The following is a 24,623-nucleotide window of genomic DNA, read 5'->3' as shown; positions in this document are numbered from 1 at the left end:
CGCACGCCTACGCGTGACCCCGCCAAGCCGACATCAGCGCTACTTCACCGCCGCTCAGACTGCGCGGCGTCGGGCCCAAGTGGGTAATCGTCCTAGCGGAAGTTGCACATTCCGCTGAAACGAGCAGGTTTTTCCTGCAGTCCCTTCGCCCGCGCGCAATGCGCGGGCGACCTAAACGCGTGGAGAACGCCGATGGAAACCACCTACATCGACCCGTTCGGGTTGAAGCATTACCTATTGTCCGAAGACGACTACATCGAACTGAAAAACCTTCAGCGCCTGTTGTTGGCCATGGCGGACGTCGCCGCCGATGAGAAGTCGCCCACCGACGACGATGGCACCGTGATGATTCCCCGCTGGGAGATGCAACTCACCTTCCAGCTGATCAGCAGACTGATTGGTGAGGCACTGGAGCAATTGGAGCAGAACAACCGCATCGAACATCGGGACCGCTTGCGGCATTGATCAAGCCCAGGCCGGCGGTTTGGTAGGTTGGGTTAGCGCAGCGTAACCCAACGGAATTCGATCGAAGCGACAACCATCGTTGGGTTACGCTGCGCTAACCCAACCTACCAAACTACCCGGCTGATTGGTGAAGCGTTGGAGACAATCACATCGAGCATCAAGAACGAATGCGGCATTGATCACGCGAAGATTGACGCTATCGGCAAGCGCGGCTCCTCACCCCAACCCCCGGATCAAGCCCGGCGCACGCGGGGAGAGCACATGGATGTGCTCGGCTCTGAGGAGCGAGGAGAGGAAGTAAAGCAGAATGAACGCTGCCTCAAAGCGAACGTCGCGGCGCCACCAGCAATTCGCCGAACATCAGCCCGCCCACCAGTGCTATCAGCAAAGTCACCAGTAACACCGTGGTGTCGAAACCCAAGGTCACATCGTGCGCAAGCAGATAGGAAACACTGCGAAACCCAACACTGCCCGGCACCAGCAGCAAAATGCCCGGTTCGCGGATGACGGCACCGGGACGGTGCGCATAACGGGCATAGATATTGGCCATCGCACTGAGCAGCAGACCACCCAGGAACACGCCGAAGGGCGCACCCGGCAAATTCACCGAGATCTCACCGCCGAGGCGCGTAACCAGATAGCCCACGATCACCGCCACGATCACCGCCGGCCAATCCCGCTTGGCCGCGCGGAACAGGATGGCAAAGGCAATCGCCGCCACCAGCAGCGCCGGATAGTCGACCCACTTGGGCAATTCAGGTAGTGCGAAATCGCGCGGCTGAATGCCGAGCACGGCGCAGATCTGCGTGGCCGCCACGGTGCCGAAGGTGAGCTTGAGCAAGGTCGCCATCGCACCGCCCATGCGCGCCATGCCGGACACCAGATGCTGGCTGGAAATCTCGCGTACGGCGGTGGTCAACGACATGCCCGGCACCAGCACGATCAAACCGGCCAGGATCACCGACTTGATCGCCAGCGGCACCACGAAGGCGCTGAAGATGATCACCACCAAGGTGGCGACCATGGCGCAGATCGCATCGCTCGCCACCGCCAGGCGCGGACGCGTGGCCGAAAGAATGGTGATGGTGCCGATGATCAGACCCACCACGGCAGCGACCAGCAAATCCACCCAGGAACTGTGCAGAAACAGCGCGGCGATGGCCGCGGCGGAAAGCCCATAGCTTCCGATCACGGCTGCCTGTTGAGCGCGTGTATCCGGCAACTCCAGCTCACGCAGCAGGCGAAAGCCTTCACGCAGATCCAGCTCGCCGGCAATGACCCGGTCAGCGATCTCGTCGGCGCGGCAAAGCTTGTCGAGATTCACATCGCCCTGCGTCAGGCGGATCACCTGGGTGGTCTGCGCCAGACGCCCATATTCGCCATGCGCGAGATCCGTAAAGGAGATGATGATCGCCGTGGGGCTCGACCACACTTCGGCACCCACGCCAAGACGCTGCGCGGAGCCGGAGACCGCCATTTCCAGGCGCGGCGATGAGGTGCCGTACTTGTGCAGGCGGCTGGCAAGCTCCACCAGAAAAGCGATGCGGGTATTGAGCGAGATGGTCGCGAACTGGCCACTCATGCCCGGGCCACCCTGGCGGTGGCGGCAAATGCGGGCGAAGAGAGGTGGGCGGTCGATGCAGGCATGGCGCCATTCTTACCAGAAGCGTGTTGGTTAGGCATGTCACAGAGAACTATCAGGCATGACCGCCCCTGTAAACAGCGCGGCTTGGCATGACGTTATACCGTCTGGCGCTTAGCCCACGGTGTATATCCCTCTAACAGCAAGACGCCACGCGCAGCTATGCAGGCCGAACCTTCAACATCGCCCCCTCCACCGCCACCACTTCCACCGTGCTCCCGGCCGGCAGGTCCGGTCCACTGACCAACCACTGCCCATCCCCGACCCGGGCCTTGCCACGACCATTGACGATGGCCTCGATCAACACATAGCGTTGGCCGATCAACTGCTCGCCACGACGGTTGAGCCGCTCATCGCCCGATTCGTTCCGTTGCAGCTTCGGGCGGATCGCATACCAGTACACCGCGCACGATACGAAGGCCAACACGGCAAAAGCGATCGCCTGGGCCAGCAGCGGCAACCCCGGCGCCACCAACACCAGCAAACCCGTTGCTGCGGCGCCGATGCCGATCCACAACATGAAATAGCCGGGCATGATCACTTCGATGGCGATCAACACCAGCGCCACGATCCACCACAAGTAATGCGCCGCGATATTCGCAGACATGGAGCGTCTCCGACCGAGGGGAAAAGCTAGGAGTGAGTGAATAGGAGTGAGAAGTGACAGAAAGCTGCGAAGCGCGGCATGTGTGCGCTTCCACGCTTGGTCTTTACTTCTCGTTCTTTAGCCGTTGCTGCCCTAGTGATTCCTTGGCCAGTTCGGCAATGCCTGCCAGCGAGCCGAGGATTCCGGTCGCCTCCACCGGCAGCAACAGCATCTTCTGGTTCGGCGAGTTCGCCATTTCCTTCAACGCTTCCACGTACTTGTTGGCGACGAAGTAGTTCAGCGCGTTGACGTTACCGCTGGCGATGGCATCGGAGACCAGCTTGGTGGCCTGTGCTTCGGCCTCGGCCAGGCGAATGCGGGCTTCGGCTTCGCGGAATGCGGCTTCCTTCTTGCCATCCGCCGCGAGGATGGCCGATTGCTTCTCACCCTCTGCTTTCAGGATCGCGCTTTGACGCAAACCCTCGGCTTCCAGAATCTGCGCACGCTTCTCGCGTTCGGCCTTCATCTGGCGCGCCATCGAATCGACCAGATCGCGCGGCGGCGCAATGTCCTTGATCTCGATGCGATTGACCTTCACACCCCAGGGATGGGTCGCTTCATCGACCACGGTAAGCAACTTGGCGTTGATGGCATCACGCTGGCTCAGCGATTCGTCCAGATCCAGCGAGCCGAGCACGGTACGGATGTTGGTCATCACCAGCGCCAGCGCCGCCTGCTCCAGGCTGGCGACTTCGTACGCCGCCTTGGCAGCATCCAGCACCTGATAGAACACCACGCCATCGACGCGCACCACCGCGTTGTCCTTGGTGATCACGTCCTGGCTCGGCACATCCAGCACCTGCTCCATCATGTTCATCTTGCGGCCGATGTCGTAGATGAAAGGGATCAGGAAATGCAGACCCGGCGTCAACGTGCCCGTGTATTTGCCGAAGCGCTGAACCGTCCACTCGTAACCTTGCGGAACGATGCGCACCAGCTTGGCTATTACAACAATAACCACGACGATAACGATCAAGCCAAAAATAGTCGCTCCCATACCCTTACCTCGCTTCCGTTTGATCGGCCGAGTATAGGCTAGTCTTTGTCCGTAACGGGGTCAGCTCGCGGATTGCGGCAACACCAACGTGACACGCAAGCCGCCATCCTCACGGTTGGCCAACGCAATGCGTCCGCCATGCGCTTCGCTGATCTCGCGCGCCAGCGCCAGCCCCAGGCCGGTGCCGGAACGCTTGGTGGAATAGAACGGCAGCAGCGCCTGCGCCAGTACCGCCTCGCTCATGCCCGGGCCACGGTCGGCTACTTCGATGCGTAACTCATGCCCGACCTGGGTCAGCGCCAAGGTCACGCCCTCCGGTGCACTGCCGGATTCGTGGGCGTTCTTGACCAGGTTGATCAGCACCTGCTCGATCTGCACCGGATCAAACCAGCCCGGTTGTGTCGGTGCATGCCCGTGCAACTGGAAGCTGCAGTGCAGCGCCAGGCCATCCAGAAAAGGCTTCCACTCCACCGCGGCCACACGCGGCGTAGGTAGCTTGGCAAAACGCGCATAGCCGTCGATAAAACCGTGTAGATGCTTGGCGCGTTCGCCGATCGTGGCGAACACCCCAGGCAAGCGCTCGATAGTGCCGCGGCGAGCCAGCTCCGCGCCGGAATGCGCCAGCGAGGAAATCGGCGCCAATGAATTGTTCAATTCATGGCTGACCACGCGGATCACGCGCTTCCACGCCGCCACTTCCTGGCGCGACAGCTCACGCGTCATGCGCCGGAACAATTGCAGACGATGCGGACGCCCTTGCAGGCGGAAAGCACGTTGCGAAAGATGGAAGGTTTCCTCGCTACCGTCCATTTCCACGCTGAAAAGCGCGTCTTCGCTGCCTTCGGTGGCTTTGCGCAAGGCCTCGGGCGCATCGGCGATCAGCGTGGCGAAATGCAGGCCACTGAGGCTGCGCCCTTCGTTGAACAGATGCCGCGCCGCGATGTTGGCATAAGCGACGCGCCCGTTGGCATCGGTCAGCACCAGTGCGACGGGCGTGTTCTGCACCACCGTATCGAGCAGCAATTCTCGTTGCGCAAGATTCTGGCGCTGTTCGCGCAAGGTCTGCCCCAACTCGTTATGCACGCGAATCAGATCGCCCAATTCATCGCTACGATGCACCGCGATCGAAATGCTGAAATCGCCGTCGCGATAACTGGCCACCGCACCTTCCAGCGCACGCAGCAGACGCTTGACCGGCTGCATCACGATATGCGCGAACCACCACGACAACGGCAGCAGGATAATCGCGCAGATGATCACCGCATCGGTGCGATCCGGTGCGCGCATGCTTCGTTTCAAACCTTCATGCAGCCAGGCGAGAATCTGCGGCAACGGCCAGTGCGTGACGCCGATGTAGAGCAGCGCGCCGGTGAGGGCGGCCACGGCAAGCAGAACAGCCAGGCGTACTTCCAGCGACCTCAGGCGCATGGGTCCATCCCGGTGTGGTCTGCACGATGCCGCATCGTTGGTCTCCCCAAGGAATGTGCCAGTTCTACACGTCTAAGGCCGAGTTCGCCACTACTGCAAGAATGGATGTATGTGCGGATGTTCACGGCGGTGCATGGCGAGTCCCTACTCTCTCATGCATGGACCAGGGGCCCCTGCATGCCTCTGCCACATGCACGCAGCGGAACCAAGGATGGCCCAAACCGTGCAATTTGCAGCCATTTTGAACAGGCCCCAGCGGTCTACGCACGTGCTTTTGGTCATCCCTGCCCCGGAGGGCATGCCCATCGTTTGACCACGACGAGGAGTCACTCATCAGATGGCTTGCACACAAGGTGAATGCGGCCGAAGCGCGCCAGTTCCGAATCCGGTGTTTCATCGGGCATCCCGATGTCATCGATGAACAATAGGACCTGCGCATCGGAAAAGCGCACCGTCTCGGCCTCGCGCAAATAAGGTGAGAGATAGCCTGCCGCATCAGGATCCGCCCAGTCATAAACCAGATGCGCGCCGGTGACGTAGGGAACCCAATGCCCATAGTAGAAAGACGCTGACGTATGCCCTAGTGCTACCGGGCCATTGGGAATATGGCGCTGCATCCACCTGCCTGCCGCCACCAGATCATGCGTCACCTGCCTGTCCTCGGCAAAAGCCCATGACCGCTTTAACAGACGGACATCCTGCCAAAGGACGGCCAGGACGGTGCTGGCAATCAATACCAGGCGTGACTGCTGCATCCGGGTGCGGGAGGCACCTGCTTCAACGGAAAGGCCGATAGCGCCACACACCATCACCATTGCGCTCAGCACCGTGACAAAGTATTCGGCGATCTTGAAGCCGCCATAGGGGTAGCCTCTTATCACCATCAGCAGCTGCGCGGCGGTAAAGGCCAGCAGCACCCCTGCAAACAGCGTACGCAACCGCTCTCCACTCGCGTACCGCTTCAGATCGTTCCACGCCGTCAACAAGAATGCGGCAGCGACGATCGCCGCAGGGACCCCGGCATACATGTTTCCGACTTGATCAGACGCGCCGGCTCGACTTACTCCCAGCGTTGTCCGGTAGACAATCAAGGCACTCTTGGCGGCCCAGGGGAATAGCGCACAAGACGCCAGAACCTCCAGCAGGAGCAGGCCCGAATTGAACGCAATCGGCAAAAAGCGGGCAGTAACGATTCCCCTGCCGACTACCGCAAAGAATCGCATAAGACCAACAAAGAGCAGCAGCTCCGGATAGCCTGACATGAGACACCCCACGGCAATGACGCCAGCGACAAAGGTCCCCCACCTTCTCTGCACGCCGCCCAATGCAACGTAGACCGTCGCCGGGGCCAACATGAAAGCATTTGCAAAATTGGAATTTATCGCCACAAAAAGCAACGTCGGACACGCGAGCATCAAGGGCAGAAGCAGCGCGAACCTTTCCGGCGAAAGAGCCATGTGCTCAGGCAAAAAAGCCATGATGGACAAACCGCCCAGCAGCATCCCCGCCGTCAGCAAACCGTTGTAGAGATACATGGGATCGGCATCAAACGTCGCCCCAAGCCATGCCAGCAAACCCTCGGCAGCCGGACGAGGCTGAATCGCGCCTTCGCCGAAGTAACTGCGCAATATGCTGTAGACAGGACGCGACGGATTGAAATCGCCGTCCCCGTAAAAGGCGTGGTGCGCCATATACCTGGCGCTACTTACGAAGGTGAAGGAATCCGCGTTTCGAGATCCGTCGAACTGAATCGCTTCACCCAGCAGGATGGGAACATTAAGCGCCATGGCGACCGCGGCAATGGCCACCGCGATCAAGGCAAGATGCACCCGATATTTTCCGACGTAATCCACCAGGGCAGACCTGACTTTCACCGGCCACCATGCCGCAAGCAGGTAACCGAACACGCAAAGCCACATGTGCCATGTAACCTGCGCGATTGAAAACCATAACTGGACTGCCCTGCAGCCGATAAGAATCACGCCAAGACCAAGGCCCACAGAAAACCCGATTGAACCAAGCCTTGTGCTGAATCCCAAAAACACCGCTATCGGCCATCCGATGGCAAGCGTCATGGTGAGGCAAATTAAAAAACCACCAACGAAAAGCAACGTCATCAGCAACCCCAGCCGCAATTAGAAACCTGTCGCACAGCCTGACGCCTGGCGATCATCAGCAAGAAGCACATGACGCCCCTTGCCTTGGCTTCGTCGCTTCTAAAACTAACTCGCCAGACACGAATGATGGTCAAGGCAATGGAAAAAACCAGCCCGTCGCCCTGGATTTATCCAGGCGATCCCATTGCGTATTGGAGTACTTCCCCCACTTCGGCAGCAGGGACAGTCACATCAGGGTTGTTGTTACGGTTGTAATGACCGACTGATTTTTCGCGCGAACATCACGCCTGCGACGTCAATCCGTAGCGCTCCATGCGTCGATAAAGCGCCTGGCGCGACAGGCCCAGCGACTGGGCTGCGCGACTCACCACGCCTTCCGCCTTCTGCAGCGCCGATTCAACCACCTCGCGGGTTGGCTCATCCAGGTTGCGCGCAACCGCGGTGCCGGCATGTTGCGGCAGGTTGAGCTGCTCGGGCGTGATTGGGCCGTTGCCGGCCAGCAGGGCGGCGCGCTCGATCGCGTTTTTCAGCTCACGCACGTTGCCGGGCCAGGGATAAATCAGCAACGCTTCGCGTGCGGCATCGCTGAGCTGTGCACGGCCGGCGAGGAAATGCTCAGCCAGCGGCAGGATGTCGTCGATGCGCTCGGACAGCGGCGGCAAGTTCACGTCGATCACGTTGAGGCGGTAATACAGATCCTCGCGGAAGGTGCCCGCGCGGATCATCGACTTGAGGTCGGCATTGGTCGCGCTCAGCACGCGCACTTTCACCTTGCGGGTGCGGCCCGAACCCAGGCGCTCGAATTGTCCGGTTTCCAGCACGCGCAGCAGCTTCATCTGGCCGGGCAGCGGCAGGTTGCCGATTTCATCCAGGAACAAGGTGCCGCCATCGGCCAGTTCAAAGCGCCCTTCGCGTGCCTTGTTGGCGCCGGTGTACGCACCGGCCTCGGCGCCGAACAGCTCGGCCTCGATCAGCTCGCCGGGCAGTGCACCGCAATTGACCGCGATAAACGGACCGTTCTTCACCGATGAATTGGTATGCACGATCGCAGCAATCCGCTCCTTGCCCGCGCCGTTCGGACCGGTGATCAAGACCGGCACATCCGAACGCGCGACCTGACACGCCAGATCCAGCGTCCGCGCCATCGCTTCGCTGGCAAAGACCAAGCCGTCCAGATCGTACTTGCGTTGCAGCGCGTCGCGGCGCTTGCGACGCTCCTGCCGGGTGCGATTCACCTCGCGGGTGGATTCGGAGAGCTCCAGCAGGTTTTCCACCGTGGCCAGCAGCTTGGCGTCGTCCCACGGCTTGGCCAGGTAATCGGCTGCGCCGGCCTTGACCAGCTCCACGGCCGTCTCCAGGTGCGTCCACGCGGTCAGCAAGATCACTGGCAGGTCCGCATGGCGCTCGCGGATGGCGCGGAACAGCTCCACGCCTTCTTCACCCGAGGTGGTGTCGGCGGTGAAGTTCATGTCCTGGATGACCACATCCACGGACTCGCGCCCCAGCCTGTCCAGGCCCTCATCCGGCGTCAGCGCGACCAGCGGCCGCACATCATGCAGAGAGAGCAACAGCGACAGGGCCTCGCCCACGGCCGGGTTATCGTCAATGATCAGTACGGTTCGCATTCGTTTCCTACACATGCAGGCATGGATGCCGCTCCTGCCCAAAAGGTTGCCATGCCGATCGGCCTACGTATATGAGAACTTTGTTTTGTCCGGCTCAGACCGATCGTGTCGCCACCACCGGTGGCACCGCGGCGGCGCGTAACGCGGGTCCAAGCACGGCCACCTGCCCGATGCCCCACAGGATCAGGGCGCCAATCGGCAAATACATGGCGGGCATGCGCGGCAGTTCGTAATGCACGATCAGGAACAGATTGATGCCGTACGCAAGCACCATGCCGAGCACGATGCCCATCGTGGTCAGCAGGAAATTCTCGGTCTGGAAGTAGTGCAGGATGTTGCCGCGCGTAGCACCCAGCGCGCGGCGCACGCCGATGCTGCGATTGCGCTGGGCGACCCAGAAACTGGCCAGGCCGACGATGCCCAGTGCCGTCACCACCAGCAACGCCAGGCACACACCGAAGAGAATGCCGGCCATGGCGCGATCGTTCTGGAAGAAGTCGCGGCGATGCTGCTCCATGGTGCCCTTGCCCAACACAATGCGGTTGGGATCCAGCGCCTTGAGTTTGTCGACCGCCGACTTGAGCACCTGTTCGCGATCCTGTGGCGCACACCGGATCAGAAAGGATGCGCCCTGCACCAGTGGAATGCGCACTGGCCACACTGAGCTATATTGCGCGCCGAGCTCCAGCCGATCCTGGCCTGGCCGGATCAGATTCTGCAGCACGCCGATCACCGTGAAAGGAAGGCCGGTGCCGACATAGATCTGCTTGCCCAGCGGATCCTGTCCCGGCCAGAGACGCTCTGCCATATCGCGCGTGATCAAGGTGGTCTTCGGCAATTTCTCATACTGCTGCTGCGCCAGCGCAGTGTAGACGTCCGACAGATCCACAAACTCCTCGGGACGGAAGTCACGCCCCTCGATCAGCTTCACGCCAAGTGTTTTCGTGAGGCCTTCGCCGAAGTACTGCGAAGCACTGAGCGTAGCCATGCGCTGATTGGGGTCAGTCCGGACATCCATGTTGTCCGATCCCATGTCGAAGGGTAACTCGTCGACCAAGGCAGCCGATTTCACCCCGGGAATCGCTTGCAACGCTGCCAAATCCTCAGCAGCGCGGGCCTTGGCATCGGGACGGTTACCGATGTCCGCCATCTGGATGTAAACCAGCTCGTTCTCGGCAATGCCGCTTGGCGTGCGCATGCGTTCCAGGCGCTGGCCAATCAAGAAAATCGCATTGCAGACAATCGCGCAGGTAAAAGCGATTTGCAGCACCAGCAGGCAACAGGTGAATTTGTGCCGCCGCAGGGTCACGAGAATCGGCCGGATATCCATGTCATTGCGCCTTCAATTGCAGGGCCGGAGCAATGCGGCAAGCGCGCCAGGCGGGCAACAACCCGGCCAACATGCTCGCCACCACGGAAAGTGCAAACGTCGCCAGCAACATGAGCGAATCCATGTGTGCAAGCTTGGCGTAGTCCGATGGCTGCTGGCGGATCAGCCACAGGCCAAGCAGCGAGAGCAACAGACCCAACACGCCGCCCGCCAGGCCGATCACGCCGGACTCCAGCAGCAATTGTCCAAACAAGGCCCTCCGCGATGCGCCCAGCGCCCGGCGCACGCCGAGTTCACCCGCGCGGCGCATGAACTTGGCCAGCATCAAACCCACCGTATTGATCAGGCAGACAATGAGGAATCCCACGGAAAGCCACGCTTGCAGGCGTGTATCACTCGGCACCACCTGCTTGAAATCCAGCCATTGCGTCACATTGCGTAGGCGCACGTTCGGCGGCCGTACAAACCGGCCGGCAGCGTGCTGGTCTTCCGAATAGTGCTGAAGGAAAGCCTTGTATGCCGTTACGCTGGCCGGGTTATCCAACTGCACCCAGAACTGCAGCCAGGTACAGCTGGACTGCTCCAGGTGTTGCGGATCGGAGGCGCCATTACCCCAGCAATCGGTCGTACCGTCGTGGTCCATGGAGAGGTCGCGCGCGGTAAAAAGCGGTACATAGACATCTTCGTAGTCGGCATAGGCGCCCATGTACAGATCGTAGAAATGCGGATTGGGGCGCCAGTCGCCCAGGACACCGATGATGCGGAAATCCGTCTGCTGCAAGCGGATGGTCTTGCCCACGCTGTTCTTGCCGCCGAACAGCTTGTCGTTCAACGCGGAACTGATCACCACCACACGGGCCTTGCTGTCATCCTCGGCCTGGCTCCACGCGCTGCCGTACTGGAACGGCACGCCGAACATCGGAAAGAAGTCAGCCGTGGTGTAGCGCGCATTCGCATGGAACGGATCGATGCTCGATTGCGCCGGCTGCAACGGCACCATGCCGCCCGTCATCAAGGCTTGATGGCTACCGCGCCTGGCGTGCAACAAATACAGGCCATCGAGCCAGGTCACCTGCTCCGGCGGCTCCACGCCGGATGTGTAACTCTCCATATCGCGCGGATCGATCTGCGGGTAGTACAGCGATCCGCTGCGCCCCGGCAGCGGATCGCCCGACAACACATGCAACACGGTAAACGTCGTCATGCACGCGCCAATACCCATCGCGACCGCCAGCACCATCAACGCCGTGAGTACGCGATTGCGCTTCAGGCCGCGAAAGGCAAGATCGAGGTAATAAACCAGCATGACGAAACCTTTTTCCCGTATCGAATCGCTCAGACCGTGCGCGTAGCCACCACCGGCGGCACATTGGATGCCCGCCGTGCCGGCACGAACACTGCGACCTGTCCCAGCACCATCACGATCACCAGACCGCACAAGACATAGACCACCGGCATGCGATCCATCGCGAAGTTCTCCATCAGCACCATGTTGAGGCCGATCGCCAGGGCAATGCCGATGACCGCGCCGGTGCCGGCGATCAGCAGGTTCTCCAACTGGAAGTAGTGCAGGATGTCGACCTTCCTTGCACCCAGTGCGCGGCGCACGCCGATCTGGCGATGACGCTGACCGACCCAGAAGCTGGTCAGGCCGACGATGCCCGCCGCCGTCACCGCCAGCAGGATCACGCAGACCACGCCCATCAGCACCGCCATGCCGATGTCGGCCCGGTACGCTTCGGCGCGAATATCCTTGAACGATTTGATGCTGTCGTCATCGAGCACGCGCATGGGGTTCGCCGCGTACAGCGCCGGCGGCACCGCACGCATCGCCGCGTCGAGCCGGCCTGGCTTGGCGCGGATCGCGTAGCGCGAAAAATTGGCGTTCAGGCGCATCGGTTCGATAGTCGAGTTCCAGACGAAACTGCTGGCCCAACTGTCGACCGAAGGCACCTGCAGGCGCTCGACTTCACCGATGATGGTCGTCGGCTTGTTGCCGCCATCCAGGTAGATCACCTTGCCGACCGCATCGCCCTGCGGATACAGCTTGTCCGCCAGGGCCTTGGTGATGATCACCATGCTTGCTTCGGCAGGATCACGAAATCCCTTGTTGGTGATATCCGCCGCGGTGAAATTGCGGCCTGCAATCAGGTGCAGGCCCAGCGTCTTCAACAACTGTTCGTCGCCGAAGTAATAGGTGCTACGCGCGGTGCCGCTACGCAAATCAGTCCCTGGCTTCAGCGCGACCGAACCGTTCCAGCTGGACGGAAACAGCGGCAGCGTATCCACCGGCGTCACGGACTCCACGTCGGACAGAGAGCGCAAGGTATTGAGGTCTTCGCGCTGCATGGCGTCAAGCTTCTGGATGCTGGCCGCATCGTCACCGCTTGGCGCGCCGACCCATTGCTGGGTGACCATGAACAAGTTGCTTTCGTCCATTCCAGTCGGCCGACGCACGTTCTCGACGCGCGCGTAGATGATGAAGATCGCATTGCAGACAATGGCCAGTGTCAGCGCGATCTGCATGGCGATCAGCACAACGCCTGCCTTGTGCTTGCGCAGCGCTGCAATCATGGGATGCAAGGTCATGGTGCCGGTCCTCAATTCGATTTCAGCTGCAACGCGGGTTGCACGCGCGAAGCACGGAAGGTGGGATAAAGGCCTGCCAGCATGGTGGTGACCACCGCCACCAGCAGGGTCAGCACGAGCAGGCTCACATCGATATGCGCCAGCGTGGAAATTTCCTTCGGCAACACCCAGCTCACGCCCCACACCCCGACCCAGGTCAGCAGTAGACCAAGCAGGCCGCCGGTCAGGCCAACGGTGCCCGCCTCGATCAGGAACTGCGTATAGATCGCCATCCGTGGCGCACCCAGTGCCCGGCGCACGCTGATTTCGGAACTGCGGCGCAGGAACTTGGCCAGCAACAGACCTGCGGTGTTCACCAGGCAAACCACCAGCAGGCCCAGCGCCACGACCAGCGAGATCTTGGTATCGCTCGGCACCACGTGCTCGGATGCCAGCCATTCGGGCAGGTTGCGCAGGCGGTTGTTCAATGGCCAATCGAAACCGCCGGCCGCTTTCTGCTCACGAAAATAGCCGTCCAGATAGTCCTTATAGGCGGCCGCGGCGGCCTTGTCGTCCAGTTCGGCCATATAGGCGATCCATACACAGGTCGATTGCTGCAAACCCACGAAGCCCGATCCCTTGGGCATTTCCGAACAATTGGTGTTGCCGTCGTTCGGCATGGCCACATCGATGGCGCGCTGGAATGGCAGGAACACATCCTCCTGCTCGGTGGTGAAACCACCGGTGTTCACCACGTCATAGAACACCGGCTTAGGATTCCAGTTGTCCAGTACACCCACGACGCGATAATCCTTGCCGTCGATATCCAGCGTCTTGCCGACGCTGTTCGCGCCGCCGAACAGTTTCTGGTTGAGCTTGCTGCTGATCACCACCACGGCGGCACGTTGCGCGTCGCTTTCGGCACTCCAGCCGCTGCCGTACTTGAACGGCACGTCGAGCATCGGGAAGAACTCGCTATACACAGCGTGACCGCCGACGTTGATCGGGTGCATGGTCGGATCGGGCGGCACGATCGACGGCGAAACGCGATACATCGCCGACTGAAATTTGGCGCGATGAGCACGCATCAGGTCGACCGCTTCGGCGTAATCCATCGCATCCGGCGGATCGTTGTTATCGGTCTGATCCAGGCGTCCCTTGGGGCCCCAGATATCGATCTGCGGCACGTAAAGCTGCGAGGATTTCCACGGTATCGGGTCACCCGATACCGCACGAAACACCGAGTAGCTGGTCATGGAGGCCGCCACGCCGAAAGCCACCGCCAGGATCATCAGCAGCGTAAGGCCAGGGCTTCTTTTCAGACTTCGAATTGCCAGATCCACGTAATAGCCCAACATGAGCCACCTCCACCTGATGATTGAAAATCCCCGTGCGGGGATCCCGTCCTTTTCATACCGACCGTGTCGCTTCCACCGGCGGCACGTGCGAAGCACGCAACGCCGGCGCCAATACGGCCGCTTGCCCCAATACCAACAACGCCACCACGCCGGCCAGCACATAACCCGGCGCCAATCGATCGATTTCAAACTGCTTCATCAGCCAGAAGTTCAAGGCGACCGCCAGCACACCGCCGATCGTCACCCCCGCCACCGCGATCAGCAGGTTCTCGGTAAGGAAATAGCTGAGAATGTCGTTGCGCGTCGCGCCCAATGCGCGCCGCACGCCGATCTGCTTGCGGCGCTGGCCGACCCAGAAGCTGGTCAATCCCACGATGCCGGCGCCGGTGATGGCGAGCAGCACCAGGCTGATCGCGCTCATCAGGATCGCGATGCCGCGATCGTTCTTATAGGCTTTGGCGCGCACCTGCGCATAAGTCAGTACGCCACCGTCGGCATCGATCACGCGCATGCGGTTTTGCGCATACAGTGCGGCGCGTACGCGACTGGCGATCTCGTCCACCTGCCCCGGCTCGGTGCGCACCACGTAATCGAAGGTATCCACCAGCTGACGCAGGGGAATCAAGGTGGAGTTCCCGGACCATTTCGCCATGTCGCTGTAGGTCCACGGGATCTGCATGCGTTCGACCACGCCGATGATCACGGTCGGCTTGGCGCTGAGATAAATCACCTTGCCCACCGCGGCCTGGCCGTGAAACAACGCCTTGGCCAGATCCACGGTAATGATCGCCTCCGCCGGCTCGATCGGACTGTGCGCATCTATCTGGCCGATTTCATCCGCACGGAAGTTACGGCCGGCAACCAGCTTCAGCCCAAGCGTGTCGATACCGTTTTCATCCGCAAAATAGAGGGCCGATTCGGCGGCGTATTTCAACTTGTCCGGAACCAGGCCGATGCCGTAGGACATGCCGCCACCACGCAACGGATAGGCATCGGTGGCGTAGGCGTTGGATACGCCGGGCATCTGGCGCAGGAAGTTCAGGTCCGCGCTCATCATCGAGCCGATATGGCCGGCATCCGGCTTGCCGGCCCACTGGTTTTCCACCACCAGCAGCCGGTCCTCGTCGACACCGCTGGGCTGCGACAGGTGCGTAAGCCGGCCATGAATGATGAACAGCGCGTTGCACACGATCGCCAGCGTCAAGGCAACCTGCAAGGCAATGAGCAGGCTGCCTGCCTTGTGATGCCGGAGTGCCGCGAGGATGGGTCTGATCTGCATCACGTTCGCCTCAGTTGCTCTTCAACTGCCAGGCCGGCTGCACGTTCGCGGCACGCCAGGTGGGATAGAACGCCGCCGTCATTGATGCCGCCAGCGACAACAGAATGGTGAGCAGCATCAGGCTGAGGTTCATATGCGCAAGCCGCGCGATATCCGGCTCAAACACCAGGCCGATCGCCAGCACGCCAATTCCGGTAAACAGCAGGCCCGCGACGCCTCCCGCCAGACCGACCATGATCGATTCGGCCAGAAACTGCCGGACGATTTCCGTTCGCGAAGCGCCCAATGCACGCCGCACACCGATCTCGGCCGAGCGGCGCATGAACTTGGCCAGCAGCAGGCCGATCGTATTGATCAGGCACACCAGCAGAAAGCCGATCGACAGGAACAAGGACATCCGCGTCTCCGGCGGCACCACTTCCTCGACATCCATCCATTGGCGCAAACCGACCAATTGCACTTCGGGCAGCCAATCGAAGCGGCCGGCAGCCTTCTGCTCGGCGGCATATCCTTTCAGGAAACTGCGATAGGCCCGCGCCGCTGCCGTATCGGGCAACTGCACCCATAGCGACACCCACACGCAATCGGACTGCAACCAGCCTTGCCAGCCGGGCGCACGGCCGGCGCTGCCATAACAGCTGCTGTTGCCATTGGTATCCGTTTGCAGATCCACCGCATGCGTGAACGGCACGAAGAAATCCGGTGCTCCGGAAAAGGTGCGCGAGTAGACGTTGACGTCGTAGAAGCGCGGCTGCGGATTCCAGTTCGCCAGCACACCCACGATTCGATAATCGTGATCATCCAGATGGATGGTGCGGCCGACGCTGTCTGCGCCACCGAACAGCTGCTGGTTGAGACGGCTGCTGATCACCACCACCGCAGCGTGTGCTTCATCCTCACTTGCATCCCAACCGCTGCCATAAGCGAACGGCGCATCGAACATGGGAAAGAACTCGGCATAGGTCGCATCGCCCTTGACCGCGAACGGGTTCACCGAGCTGTCTTGCGGAACAACCGTAAAACCGACCGGATAAATCGCCGCCTGATTAACCGCCCTATGCGCGCGCATCAGTGCCATCGCGTCGGTATAACTGAGCATGTCCGGCACGCGACGGCCCTGAGTGCGCGCCTGCGGTCCCCATATATCGATGCGCGGCACAAACAGCTGTCCGGACTTGCCGGGAATGGGATTGGCGGAGACGGCGCGAAATACCGCGTAGGTGGTCATTGACGCCGCCACGCCCACGCCGATGGCCAGCACCATCAGCGTGGTCAGGATCGGATTGCGCCGCAAGCTGCGCAGACCCAGGCGGAGATAATAGGCAAGCATCTCGTTTTACTCCCCGGTCCGTTGGCGTGGATGCCTGCTCATGCCGGCCGCGTCGCCTCGATCGGCGGCACGCGCGATGCACGCAGCGCCGGCGCCAGCACCGCGCCCTGCCCCAGCAACAACAGGATGACGATGCCGCCCAGTACATAGGTCAGCGGCAGCACATTCAGCGTGAAACGGGTCACCAGCCACAGGTTGAGTCCAAACGTCAGCAGCACGCCGATGAGGACACCGCCGAGACTGATCAGCAGGTTTTCCGTCATGAAGTAGTTCAGGATGTCGCGATGGGTCGCGCCCAGCGCACGGCGCACGCCGATCTGCCGGCGGCGCTGGCCCACCCAGAAGCTGGTGAGGCCGACGATGCCCGCGGCGGTGATCGCCAGCAGCACCAGGCAGATGATGCCCATCAGGATGGCCATGCCGCGATCGCTGTCGAAGGCACGACGGCGAATTTCGGTAAAGCTCAGAATGCCGTCCTTGGGATCGATGATGCGCATGCGGTTTTCCGCAAACAGCGCTTTGCGCGCCTCGCCCATTGCCACATCGCGCTGACCTGGCTTGGCCCGCACGGCGTAGTAAATCCCTATGGGCATGGCCATGCGTACGGGCGTCAACATCGATTCACCGGTGTAGGGCGCGCTCCAGGTCGACACATCCATCCGATGCAGCGTTTCCACAATGCCGATGATGGTGATCGGCGTGGGAGTCATGGCATAGAACGTCTTGCCGAGCGCGTCGCCGTTCGGATAAATCTTGTCGGCCATCGTCTTGCTGATGATGGCGACCGGTGGAACGATGCTGTCCCGCAATCCCTTGTTCTCGATTTCATCGGGGCGAAAGTCACGGCCGGCGATCAGCTTGAGCCCGAACGTGCGCAGGAAGTGATCATCCCCGGTATAAAACGACGCGTCGGTGGTCGGGGCGCGCTGATCCGGCTTCATCGTGATGAAGTTGTCCTCATTGGTTGTACCCATGGGATAGCCGTCGACGGGCGTGGCATCCTGGACCGCCGGCAATTGCCGCAGCGTGTTGAGGTCCTCTTCGATTCGCTCCACCGCTTGCTGGGTGGAGTACTGCTCGCCCCACAGATTCTTGATCACGAACAGGTTAGCTTCATCGACGCCGCTCGGCTCGGAAATGTGCGCCAGGCGCTGGTCGATGATGAACAGCGCGTTGCAGACGATCGCCAGGGTCAACGCGATCTGCAAGGCGATCAGCACGGTACCGGCTTTGTGTCGACGCAGTGCGGCGAGAATGGGGTGAATCTGCATGTTCGCTTCCTCGCCTCAGTTGGACTTCAATTGCCAGGCCGGCTGCACCTGCGCGGCACGCCAGGCGGGATAAAACGCGGCGGCCACGGTGGCGAAGACCGCCAACGCCAGGGTCAAACCGATCAGCGACACATCCAGATGCGCAAGCCGCGCGATCTCGGGCTCGAACAGCAGGCCGACACCGGACATGCCCGCCGCGGTAAGCAGCAAGCCCAGCACGCCTCCGGCCAGTCCAACCGCCGCGGCCTCGACCAGGTACTGCGCGTAGATCTCATGCCGGGTTGCACCGAGCGCACGACGCACGCCGATTTCGCCCGCCCGGCGCATGAATTTCGCCAGCAACAGGCCGATCGTGTTGACCAGGCAGATGACGAAGAAGCTCAGCGCCACCACCAGCGAAATGCGGCTCTCGGGCGGCACCACCTTCTCGTAATCCAGCCATCCCGTCACGTTGGGCAAGCGCACATTCGGCGCCCAGCCGAAGCGGCCGGCGTGCTGCTGATCAGCCGAATAAGCCTGCAGGAAGCTGCGATAGCGCTCGACATCGCCGGGGTTATCCAGTTCCACCCAGGGCATCAGCCAGACGCAGTTGCTTTGCAGGTATGTGTCCCAGCTGTTGTAGGTAATCGCGCCGCGGCAGCTGTTCCGACCGCTGTTGTCGACTTTGAGATCCAGGGCGCGGTTGAGCAGCAGGTAGAAATCGGGCGCATCGTCGAAACCGCTTTCGCCCCATACATCGTAAAAACGCGGCGATGGATCCCAGTGACTGGTCACGCCGACGATACGGTAGTCGTGCCCGGACAGGGTGATTTTTTGCCCTACGCTGTTCGCACCGCCAAACAGCCGCTGATTGAATTCCTGGGTAATCACGACATCCGCCGCACGGGCATCGTCATCGGCATTGCTCCAGCCACTGCCGTACTGAAATGGCACATTGAACATCGTGAAGAAATCAGCCGTCACGGCGAAGCCATTGGTCGAGGCCGGCACGCTGTTGGCATCATGCGGCAGCACTGACAACATCACCGAATAAATCAGGGTCATGCGCGAAGCCTGATGCGCCCGCATCAAGGCCATCGCATCGACATAATTCAGTGCGCCGGGCGGATCGCCCTTTTCATTTTGCTCCGGGCCCCAGCTGTCGATCTGCGGCATAAACAGCTGTGCAGACTTTTGCGGAATCGGATCGCCGGATACCGCGCGGAATACCGAGTAGGTAATCATCGACGCGGCCACGCCAAAGCCGATCGCCATCACCATCAGCGCGGTGAGCATGGGGTTGCGCTTGAGACTACGCAGGCCGAGCTGGGAGTAGTAGGCGAACATGATGGCTCGATGTTGGTCTTCTGAAAGTTATGGCGAGGGTGGCCCCTCACCCCAACCCTCTCCCCAAAGGGGAGAGGGAGAAACGCGCTAGCCGCGTATTTGTCCGGCGGCGGCGGTATAGGCCGTGTGGAAGCGCGGATCTTCCGCCAGATCCACCACCTGGCCGTCGATGATGTGCACATTGCGTTGTGCGCGTGCGGCCAGTTCCGGATCGTGCGTCACCATCACGATGGTGGCGCCGTCGCGATGGATTTCTTCCAGCAGTTCCATTACGCCACGGGCCATCTGCGTATCCAGGTTGCCGGTGGGTTCGTCGGCGAGCAGCAGGCGCGGGCTGCCGGCGAGCGCGCGGGCGATGGCGACGCGCTGCTGCTGGCCGCCGGACAATTCAGCCGGATAGTGCTTGGCGCGCGAGGCCAGGCCGACACGCTCCAGCGCACCCATGATGCGCTCCTTGCGCTCCGGCGCTTTCATGCCGCGATAACGCAACGGCACTTCCACATTGTCGAACACGTTGAGGTCGGGAATCAGGTTGAAGGCCTGGAAGATGAAACCGATCTTTTCGTTGCGGATCTTTGAGCGCGCGTTGTCGTTGAGCTGGCTGACTTCGATGCCATCCAGGTGATATTCGCCACCCGTGAAGGTTTCGAGCAGACCGGCAATGGTCAGGAAGGTGGTCTTGCCCGAACCGGACGGACCGGTCACGGCGACGAATTCGCCCTCCTTCACATCGATGTTGAAATCGCGAAGCGCGTAGGTTTCCACCACTTCGGTGCGATAGACCTTGGAGAGATGCGTCATCTTCAGCATTGTTTTTTCCTTTGGTAGTTAGGGGAACAGGGATGGGGGACTGGGGCGGACCCCATCCCTATCCCCTTGCTCAGCGGCTGATCACGACGTGCTGCGCGCCTTTGAAGTTGTCGGTACCGGAGATCACGATGTTGTCGCCTTCCTTCAGGCCATCGAGGATTTCCACTTTGTCGATGCTGCTTTCACCCACGCGGATCGGCGTCTTGGTGGCCATGCCATCGCGTACCACATAGGCATAGCTGCCGCCGGATTCATCCACGAACGAACCTCGCTGCACCGTGAGCACGTTTTCGCGATGGTCGAGCAGGATGCGTACGGACAGGCGCTGGTTCTGGCGCAGTTGCTTGGGCGTTTCGCCGTCGAAGCGTACGCGTGCGGCGACTTCGCCATTGACCACTTCCGGCGAGATCGCGCTGACGATGCCCTTCCAGGTGTTGTCGTTGCCGCTGATTTCACCGGACATGCCGATGGCCAGATCCCGCGCGAAGCTTTCCGGCACTTTCACTTCCACTTCCAGCGCGGACAGATCGATCACGCTGAGCAACTGCGCATCCTTGGCGACGGTGGCGCGTTCGGCGATAAACAGCTGGCCGACCTGGCCGTCAACGGGCGAGCGCACATTGAGGTTGTCGACCTGGCGTTGCAGATCCTGCACCAGCAGCAACTGGCGCTCATGGGCGAGCTTCTTCGCCTGGATATCAAAGGTCTCGCTGTCGTTGTCCAGGCCCAGATTATTCTTGGCGTGTTCCAGCGTGATCTTGGCCTTGTCCAGTGTGTCCTGGGCGCGGTCCACGTCCATCTTGGGCACACCGCCTTGGCTGTAGGCTTTCTGATAGCGATCGAAATCGCGTGCGGCGGTTTCTGCGTCGATCTTGGCGTTGTCGTACGCCGTCTGCATTTCGGAACGCTGCTTGCGCGCGTCGATTTGCGCGCGCATGTAATCGACTTCCATCGCATCGGCGTTGGATTGTTCCTGCAACAGCTTGTTGCGCAATTCAGGGCTGTCGATCACCGCCAGTACCTGGCCTTTCTTCACCGTGTCGCCAGCATGCACCTGCAAGGTGACCGCACCGCCGTAGGTGGCATACAGCGTCGGGCTTACCGCGGCGACCACCTGGCCTTCGGCAGCGATATCGCGAATGAATGGACCGCGTTGCACCGTGGCGAAGGCCAGGCGCGATGCGCTGACCGATGCGTCGGCGGAAAACAGCCGGGCGATACCCGGCAGGATCAGAGCCAGCACCACTACAACGGCGACGGCAGCCCCGACCCAAAGCATTTTTTTCTTCCGGCTTGGTTTGACCTGGATCAGGCGGTCCTGCGCGGAGGTGTCGCGAATCATTGATGTGTCCCTGGCCGCGGACAGTGCGGCCCCCACCCATGTTCAGCAAACTGCGTGCCAGCCTGCGGACACGCAATAATCGACTATTGATCAATGACTTATCATTGCACTACGCAAGCCACCCGCTGTCCGCGGACACTTAGGCGGACAGATGGACAGGACGGTCCGGACACGCTTACTTCAGCAAAGCCGCCGATTCGGCATGGGCGATACGCGCCGCAATGCGGTCGCCCAAGGGCGATAGCGAAACCGCACGGCCCTGCTCCAACAGCAACAATCCAGCCAACTTGCGCAACTGGAAATTCACCACCATCGCGCTGTCGGGTCGCAGCGGTGTGGCGCCAGGCAAGCGCGGCAGCCCGCCATCCGGTTCGCACGAACTCATCAGCGCATCCCAGGCGAGATAGTCCGTGTCGGGCAGCAGATGCAGCCGCGCGCGCGGATGGCCAAACCGGTCGATGCATTCGAACCATTCACGTGGACCGTCGTCGGTGACCACGCTGGTGGCCACCAGCCAGCAGGTGTCCAGCAACGGTGCGAAGGCGCGCTGCGTGACCAGCAAACCCGATGGCAGGCTATCCCGCATCACCGCCTCTGCTGAAGCGTGCAGATAAAGCACGCTGCCGAACGCGGGCAACGTGCTTAGCAATGATTGCGGCTTGATGGGTCGGACGCGCCGCGATACGACGGTTAACGGCGCGCGGCTACAGAGTGACGTGGAACGAGCGGCCAACCAGCCGAACATGGCGATCTCCTGAGTGAAGACCCGGCTGGCATGCGCCTGGGCGCGCTGGCGGACAGGTAAGAAAGGAATCGGCAAATGAGCGCCCTCTGCACACCACAGAGGGCACGCAGGCGCTTACTTGGTAAGGATCAGCTTGCCGTTGCGAGTCAACCGCAGGTGGTACTCGCTGCCGAGGTGCTGGATGACCAGTTCGCGCTCCCCGGCGAGCAGGCGTTGGCTGGAAATGCGGCGCACGGCTGCGGCGGGAGCGGCCTCGATGCTGGCCAGCATCGGCGGTTGCGAGGGACGGGAAAGGGTTAGCGTACCGGTGGTGGACATGACTCGGCTCCGTCGTCAGGGTGACGAGTCAAATGATAATAATTCTCATTTATAAGTCAACAGGTCTGGCCCAGGCATCCGTCGCGCCCGCAAAGGCGGCTGTTCCCGGCCTTTGAAGCTAAAGACGCTGGGCCCCGGCCTGCGCCGGGGCGACGGGGCGCGACGATCAGGCCAGCAAGCGCTCGATGCGCTCTTTCAGAGGCAGGTCGAATTTCGGCAGCAAGGCCAGCGCGCCCAGGTTCTGTTCCAGTTGCTCTTTTCGGCTCGCTCCCAGAATGACCGTCGAGACATGCGGATTGGCCAGGCACCAGGCGATCGCCAGCTGCGCCGGCGTCGCTCCCAACTCCGCCGCGACGGCGGGCAGCTGCTTGACCTTCTCCACGCGTTCGCCGCTCTCACCCAGCACCATGTCACGCAGCCACTCGTAGCCCGGCTGGGTAAGCCGTGTCCCTTGCGGTACGCCCTGACTGTATTTGCCGCTGAGCAAACCCGAAGCCAGCGGCGACCAGATCGTGGTGCCCATGCCATAGCTGGCGTACAGCGGCGCGTATTCCTGCTCCACGCGTTCGCGATGCAGCAGGTTGTATTGCGGCTGTTCGACCACCGGCGCATACATGTGCATGGCCTGTGCAACGCGATGCGCTTCGTGAATGGCGGTCGCCGGCCATTCGCTGGTGCCCCAGTACAGCACCTTGCCCTGGCGGACCAGGGTATCCATCGCGGCGACGGTTTCTTCGATCGGCGTTTCCGGATCCGGGCGATGACAGAAATAAAGATCCAGGTGTCCCACGCGCAGGCGTTCCAGTGCCTGATTGCAGGCTTCGATCACGTGCTTGCGCGACAGGCCACGCTGCGTCGGCCGCGGTTTTTCCGCAGCGCCGAAATACACCTTGCTCGACACGCAGTAGCTGTCGCGCGGAAAGCGCAGGTCAGCCAGTACGTCGCCCATCAGGCGTTCGGCCTCGCCGTGGTTGTAGGTTTCGGCGTTATCGAAAAAATTGACGCCGTTGTCCCACGCCATCGCCATCATGTCGCGCGCCTCGGAGCGCCCAACCTGCCGGCCGAAGGTGACCCATGCTCCGAAAGACAGCGCGGACAACTGCAAGCCAGTGTGGCCGAGACGGCGGTACTGCATGGAAATCTCCTTGGCGATAGCGAACCATCATCGGCGATGACTGCCGATCATATGGCTTAAAACCCGTTACTCCGCTGTGAAATCGACAATGGTGCTGTCCAGCGAACTTTCGGGATTCTGCGTGTGCACCATCAGCGCCACGCCGTAGTTTTCCAGATAGGCCAGTTTGATCTTGCTGGTGGTCATGCCGTTCGTGTCGACGTTCTGGCAGTTCAGTTCCAAGGCCTGGCCTTGAATGGCCGGATTGAGTTCCGACGCACTGTAGCTTTTGCCGCTATCGCAAATGACCTGCCCCGGATCGGCAAAGGTCGGCTTTCCGCTTGGGCCGTACAAATAGGTGAAGTTGATATGGCCGTCGGTATGCGTATCGAAGTGCATCACCTTGCGCGCTTCGATCACCGGCGGCAGGGAATCGGCGTTGGCCGGAACGCTCTGGGTGAGGAATGGAAAATATCCGCGATAGGACAGTTCGAACCGCACGATCGTATTGCCGTCACGACTTTGTGCGGACTGTGTCTGTCGCACCAGCCCATGGCCACCGTCTTCCATCTCGATGGTGACGGTATACGTGGCCTGGTTGGGCTGTCCCGTGCCCTCGCCTCTGGCAGTCACCTGATCGCGCGTATGCACCGTGATCCTCTTGAACGAGACCGGCGCAAGATTGGCCTGGAGCACGGCGTTCTTGACGTCAATGCTCAGGGCATCGGTGCTGAAGTGCTTTGAGAAATAGCTTGATCCTACGGAAGGCGCATTGCTCGGCGGCGCGGTAGGGCCATTGGGATCCATCGCCTGCATGCTGCTAGCTGATCCGGCGTATCCAGCGATGAGTGTCGAAGCCAGGGTTAAAGCGAAAAACTTTTTCTTCGTGGCAAAGCCCATGACCCATCCTCT

At 61.1% G+C, this 24,623-nt stretch carries 21 protein-coding genes; 1 reads left to right on the top strand and 20 read right to left on the bottom strand.

From position 1 onward, the window contains the following. Positions 1–192 precede the first annotated feature (192 nt). The gene (locus ISP19_RS16840; protein WP_204683575.1) at positions 193–465 is read left to right on the top strand and encodes an XAC0095 family protein; all 273 of its coding nucleotides are present in this window, start codon (positions 193–195) and stop codon (positions 463–465) included. Positions 466–784: 319 nt separating this feature from the next. Here ISP19_RS16840 and ISP19_RS16835 read toward each other — a convergent pair whose 3' ends face one another. The 20 genes from ISP19_RS16835 to ISP19_RS16740 form a co-directional block, all read right to left on the bottom strand. Further along, the gene (locus ISP19_RS16835; protein ID WP_204683574.1) at positions 785–2,047 is read right to left on the bottom strand and encodes a threonine/serine exporter family protein; all 1,263 of its coding nucleotides are present in this window, start codon (positions 2,045–2,047) and stop codon (positions 785–787) included. Between the two features lie 220 nt (positions 2,048–2,267). Next, positions 2,268–2,714, bottom strand: a complete 447-nt coding sequence (locus ISP19_RS16830; RefSeq protein WP_204683573.1) for an NfeD family protein — start codon at positions 2,712–2,714, stop codon at positions 2,268–2,270. Positions 2,715–2,817: 103 nt separating this feature from the next. After that, positions 2,818–3,750 carry an SPFH domain-containing protein gene (locus ISP19_RS16825; protein ID WP_204683572.1) on the bottom strand — a complete coding sequence of 311 codons (933 nt, stop codon included), beginning with the start codon at positions 3,748–3,750 and terminating at the stop codon, positions 2,818–2,820. Positions 3,751–3,810: 60 nt separating this feature from the next. Further along, positions 3,811–5,178 (bottom strand): sensor histidine kinase, encoded by a 1,368-nt coding sequence (locus ISP19_RS16820; protein ID WP_204683571.1) that lies wholly within the window; start codon positions 5,176–5,178, stop codon positions 3,811–3,813. Between the two features lie 326 nt (positions 5,179–5,504). Beyond that, positions 5,505–7,295, bottom strand: coding sequence for a hypothetical protein (locus ISP19_RS16815; protein WP_204683570.1), 1,791 nt, complete (start codon positions 7,293–7,295; stop codon positions 5,505–5,507). 281 nt (positions 7,296–7,576) lie between these two features. Then, on the bottom strand, positions 7,577–8,920 hold the full coding sequence (locus ISP19_RS16810) for a sigma-54-dependent transcriptional regulator (protein WP_204683569.1): 1,344 nt from the start codon (positions 8,918–8,920) through the stop codon (positions 7,577–7,579). Positions 8,921–9,014: 94 nt separating this feature from the next. After that, positions 9,015–10,250 (bottom strand): ABC transporter permease, encoded by a 1,236-nt coding sequence (locus ISP19_RS16805; RefSeq protein ID WP_204683568.1) that lies wholly within the window; start codon positions 10,248–10,250, stop codon positions 9,015–9,017. Position 10,251: 1 nt separating this feature from the next. Then, the gene (locus ISP19_RS16800) at positions 10,252–11,556 is read right to left on the bottom strand and encodes an ABC transporter permease (RefSeq protein WP_204683567.1); all 1,305 of its coding nucleotides are present in this window, start codon (positions 11,554–11,556) and stop codon (positions 10,252–10,254) included. Between the two features lie 29 nt (positions 11,557–11,585). Next, positions 11,586–12,839 (bottom strand): ABC transporter permease, encoded by a 1,254-nt coding sequence (locus ISP19_RS16795; RefSeq protein ID WP_204683566.1) that lies wholly within the window; start codon positions 12,837–12,839, stop codon positions 11,586–11,588. 11 nt (positions 12,840–12,850) lie between these two features. Further along, positions 12,851–14,176 (bottom strand): ABC transporter permease, encoded by a 1,326-nt coding sequence (locus tag ISP19_RS16790; protein ID WP_204683565.1) that lies wholly within the window; start codon positions 14,174–14,176, stop codon positions 12,851–12,853. A 52-nt stretch (positions 14,177–14,228) separates the two neighbouring features. Further along, on the bottom strand, positions 14,229–15,455 hold the full coding sequence (locus ISP19_RS16785; RefSeq protein ID WP_204683564.1) for an ABC transporter permease: 1,227 nt from the start codon (positions 15,453–15,455) through the stop codon (positions 14,229–14,231). Between the two features lie 10 nt (positions 15,456–15,465). Next, complete coding sequence (locus tag ISP19_RS16780; protein WP_204683563.1) at positions 15,466–16,785, bottom strand: ABC transporter permease; 1,320 nt, start codon at positions 16,783–16,785, stop codon at positions 15,466–15,468. A 38-nt stretch (positions 16,786–16,823) separates the two neighbouring features. Beyond that, entirely contained in the window at positions 16,824–18,056 is a 1,233-nt protein-coding gene (locus ISP19_RS16775) for an ABC transporter permease (protein ID WP_204683562.1), read from the bottom strand. 15 nt (positions 18,057–18,071) lie between these two features. Further along, positions 18,072–19,382 (bottom strand): ABC transporter permease, encoded by a 1,311-nt coding sequence (locus ISP19_RS16770; RefSeq protein ID WP_204683561.1) that lies wholly within the window; start codon positions 19,380–19,382, stop codon positions 18,072–18,074. 87 nt (positions 19,383–19,469) lie between these two features. Next, entirely contained in the window at positions 19,470–20,192 is a 723-nt protein-coding gene (locus ISP19_RS16765; RefSeq protein ID WP_204683560.1) for an ABC transporter ATP-binding protein, read from the bottom strand. Positions 20,193–20,262: 70 nt separating this feature from the next. Further along, positions 20,263–21,534, bottom strand: coding sequence for an efflux RND transporter periplasmic adaptor subunit (locus ISP19_RS16760; protein WP_204683559.1), 1,272 nt, complete (start codon positions 21,532–21,534; stop codon positions 20,263–20,265). A gap of 175 nt (positions 21,535–21,709) precedes the next feature. Next, positions 21,710–22,279, bottom strand: coding sequence for a hypothetical protein (locus tag ISP19_RS16755; protein ID WP_204683558.1), 570 nt, complete (start codon positions 22,277–22,279; stop codon positions 21,710–21,712). 114 nt (positions 22,280–22,393) lie between these two features. Then, the gene (hemP, locus tag ISP19_RS16750; RefSeq protein ID WP_239556918.1) at positions 22,394–22,549 is read right to left on the bottom strand and encodes a hemin uptake protein HemP; all 156 of its coding nucleotides are present in this window, start codon (positions 22,547–22,549) and stop codon (positions 22,394–22,396) included. 214 nt (positions 22,550–22,763) lie between these two features. Further along, positions 22,764–23,732: a potassium channel beta subunit family protein gene (locus ISP19_RS16745; RefSeq protein WP_204683556.1), complete on the bottom strand. Its 969-nt coding sequence runs from the start codon at positions 23,730–23,732 to the stop codon at positions 22,764–22,766. Between the two features lie 66 nt (positions 23,733–23,798). Further along, positions 23,799–24,611 (bottom strand): hypothetical protein, encoded by an 813-nt coding sequence (locus tag ISP19_RS16740; protein WP_204683555.1) that lies wholly within the window; start codon positions 24,609–24,611, stop codon positions 23,799–23,801. Positions 24,612–24,623: the final 12 nt, after the last annotated feature.

Source organism: Dyella flava (genome assembly GCF_016904955.1).
Taxonomy (GTDB): Bacteria; Pseudomonadota; Gammaproteobacteria; order Xanthomonadales; family Rhodanobacteraceae; genus Dyella_B; species Dyella_B flava.
Note: the sequence above shows the minus strand (reverse complement) of the source record. Positions and strands in the feature narration are given on the sequence as shown.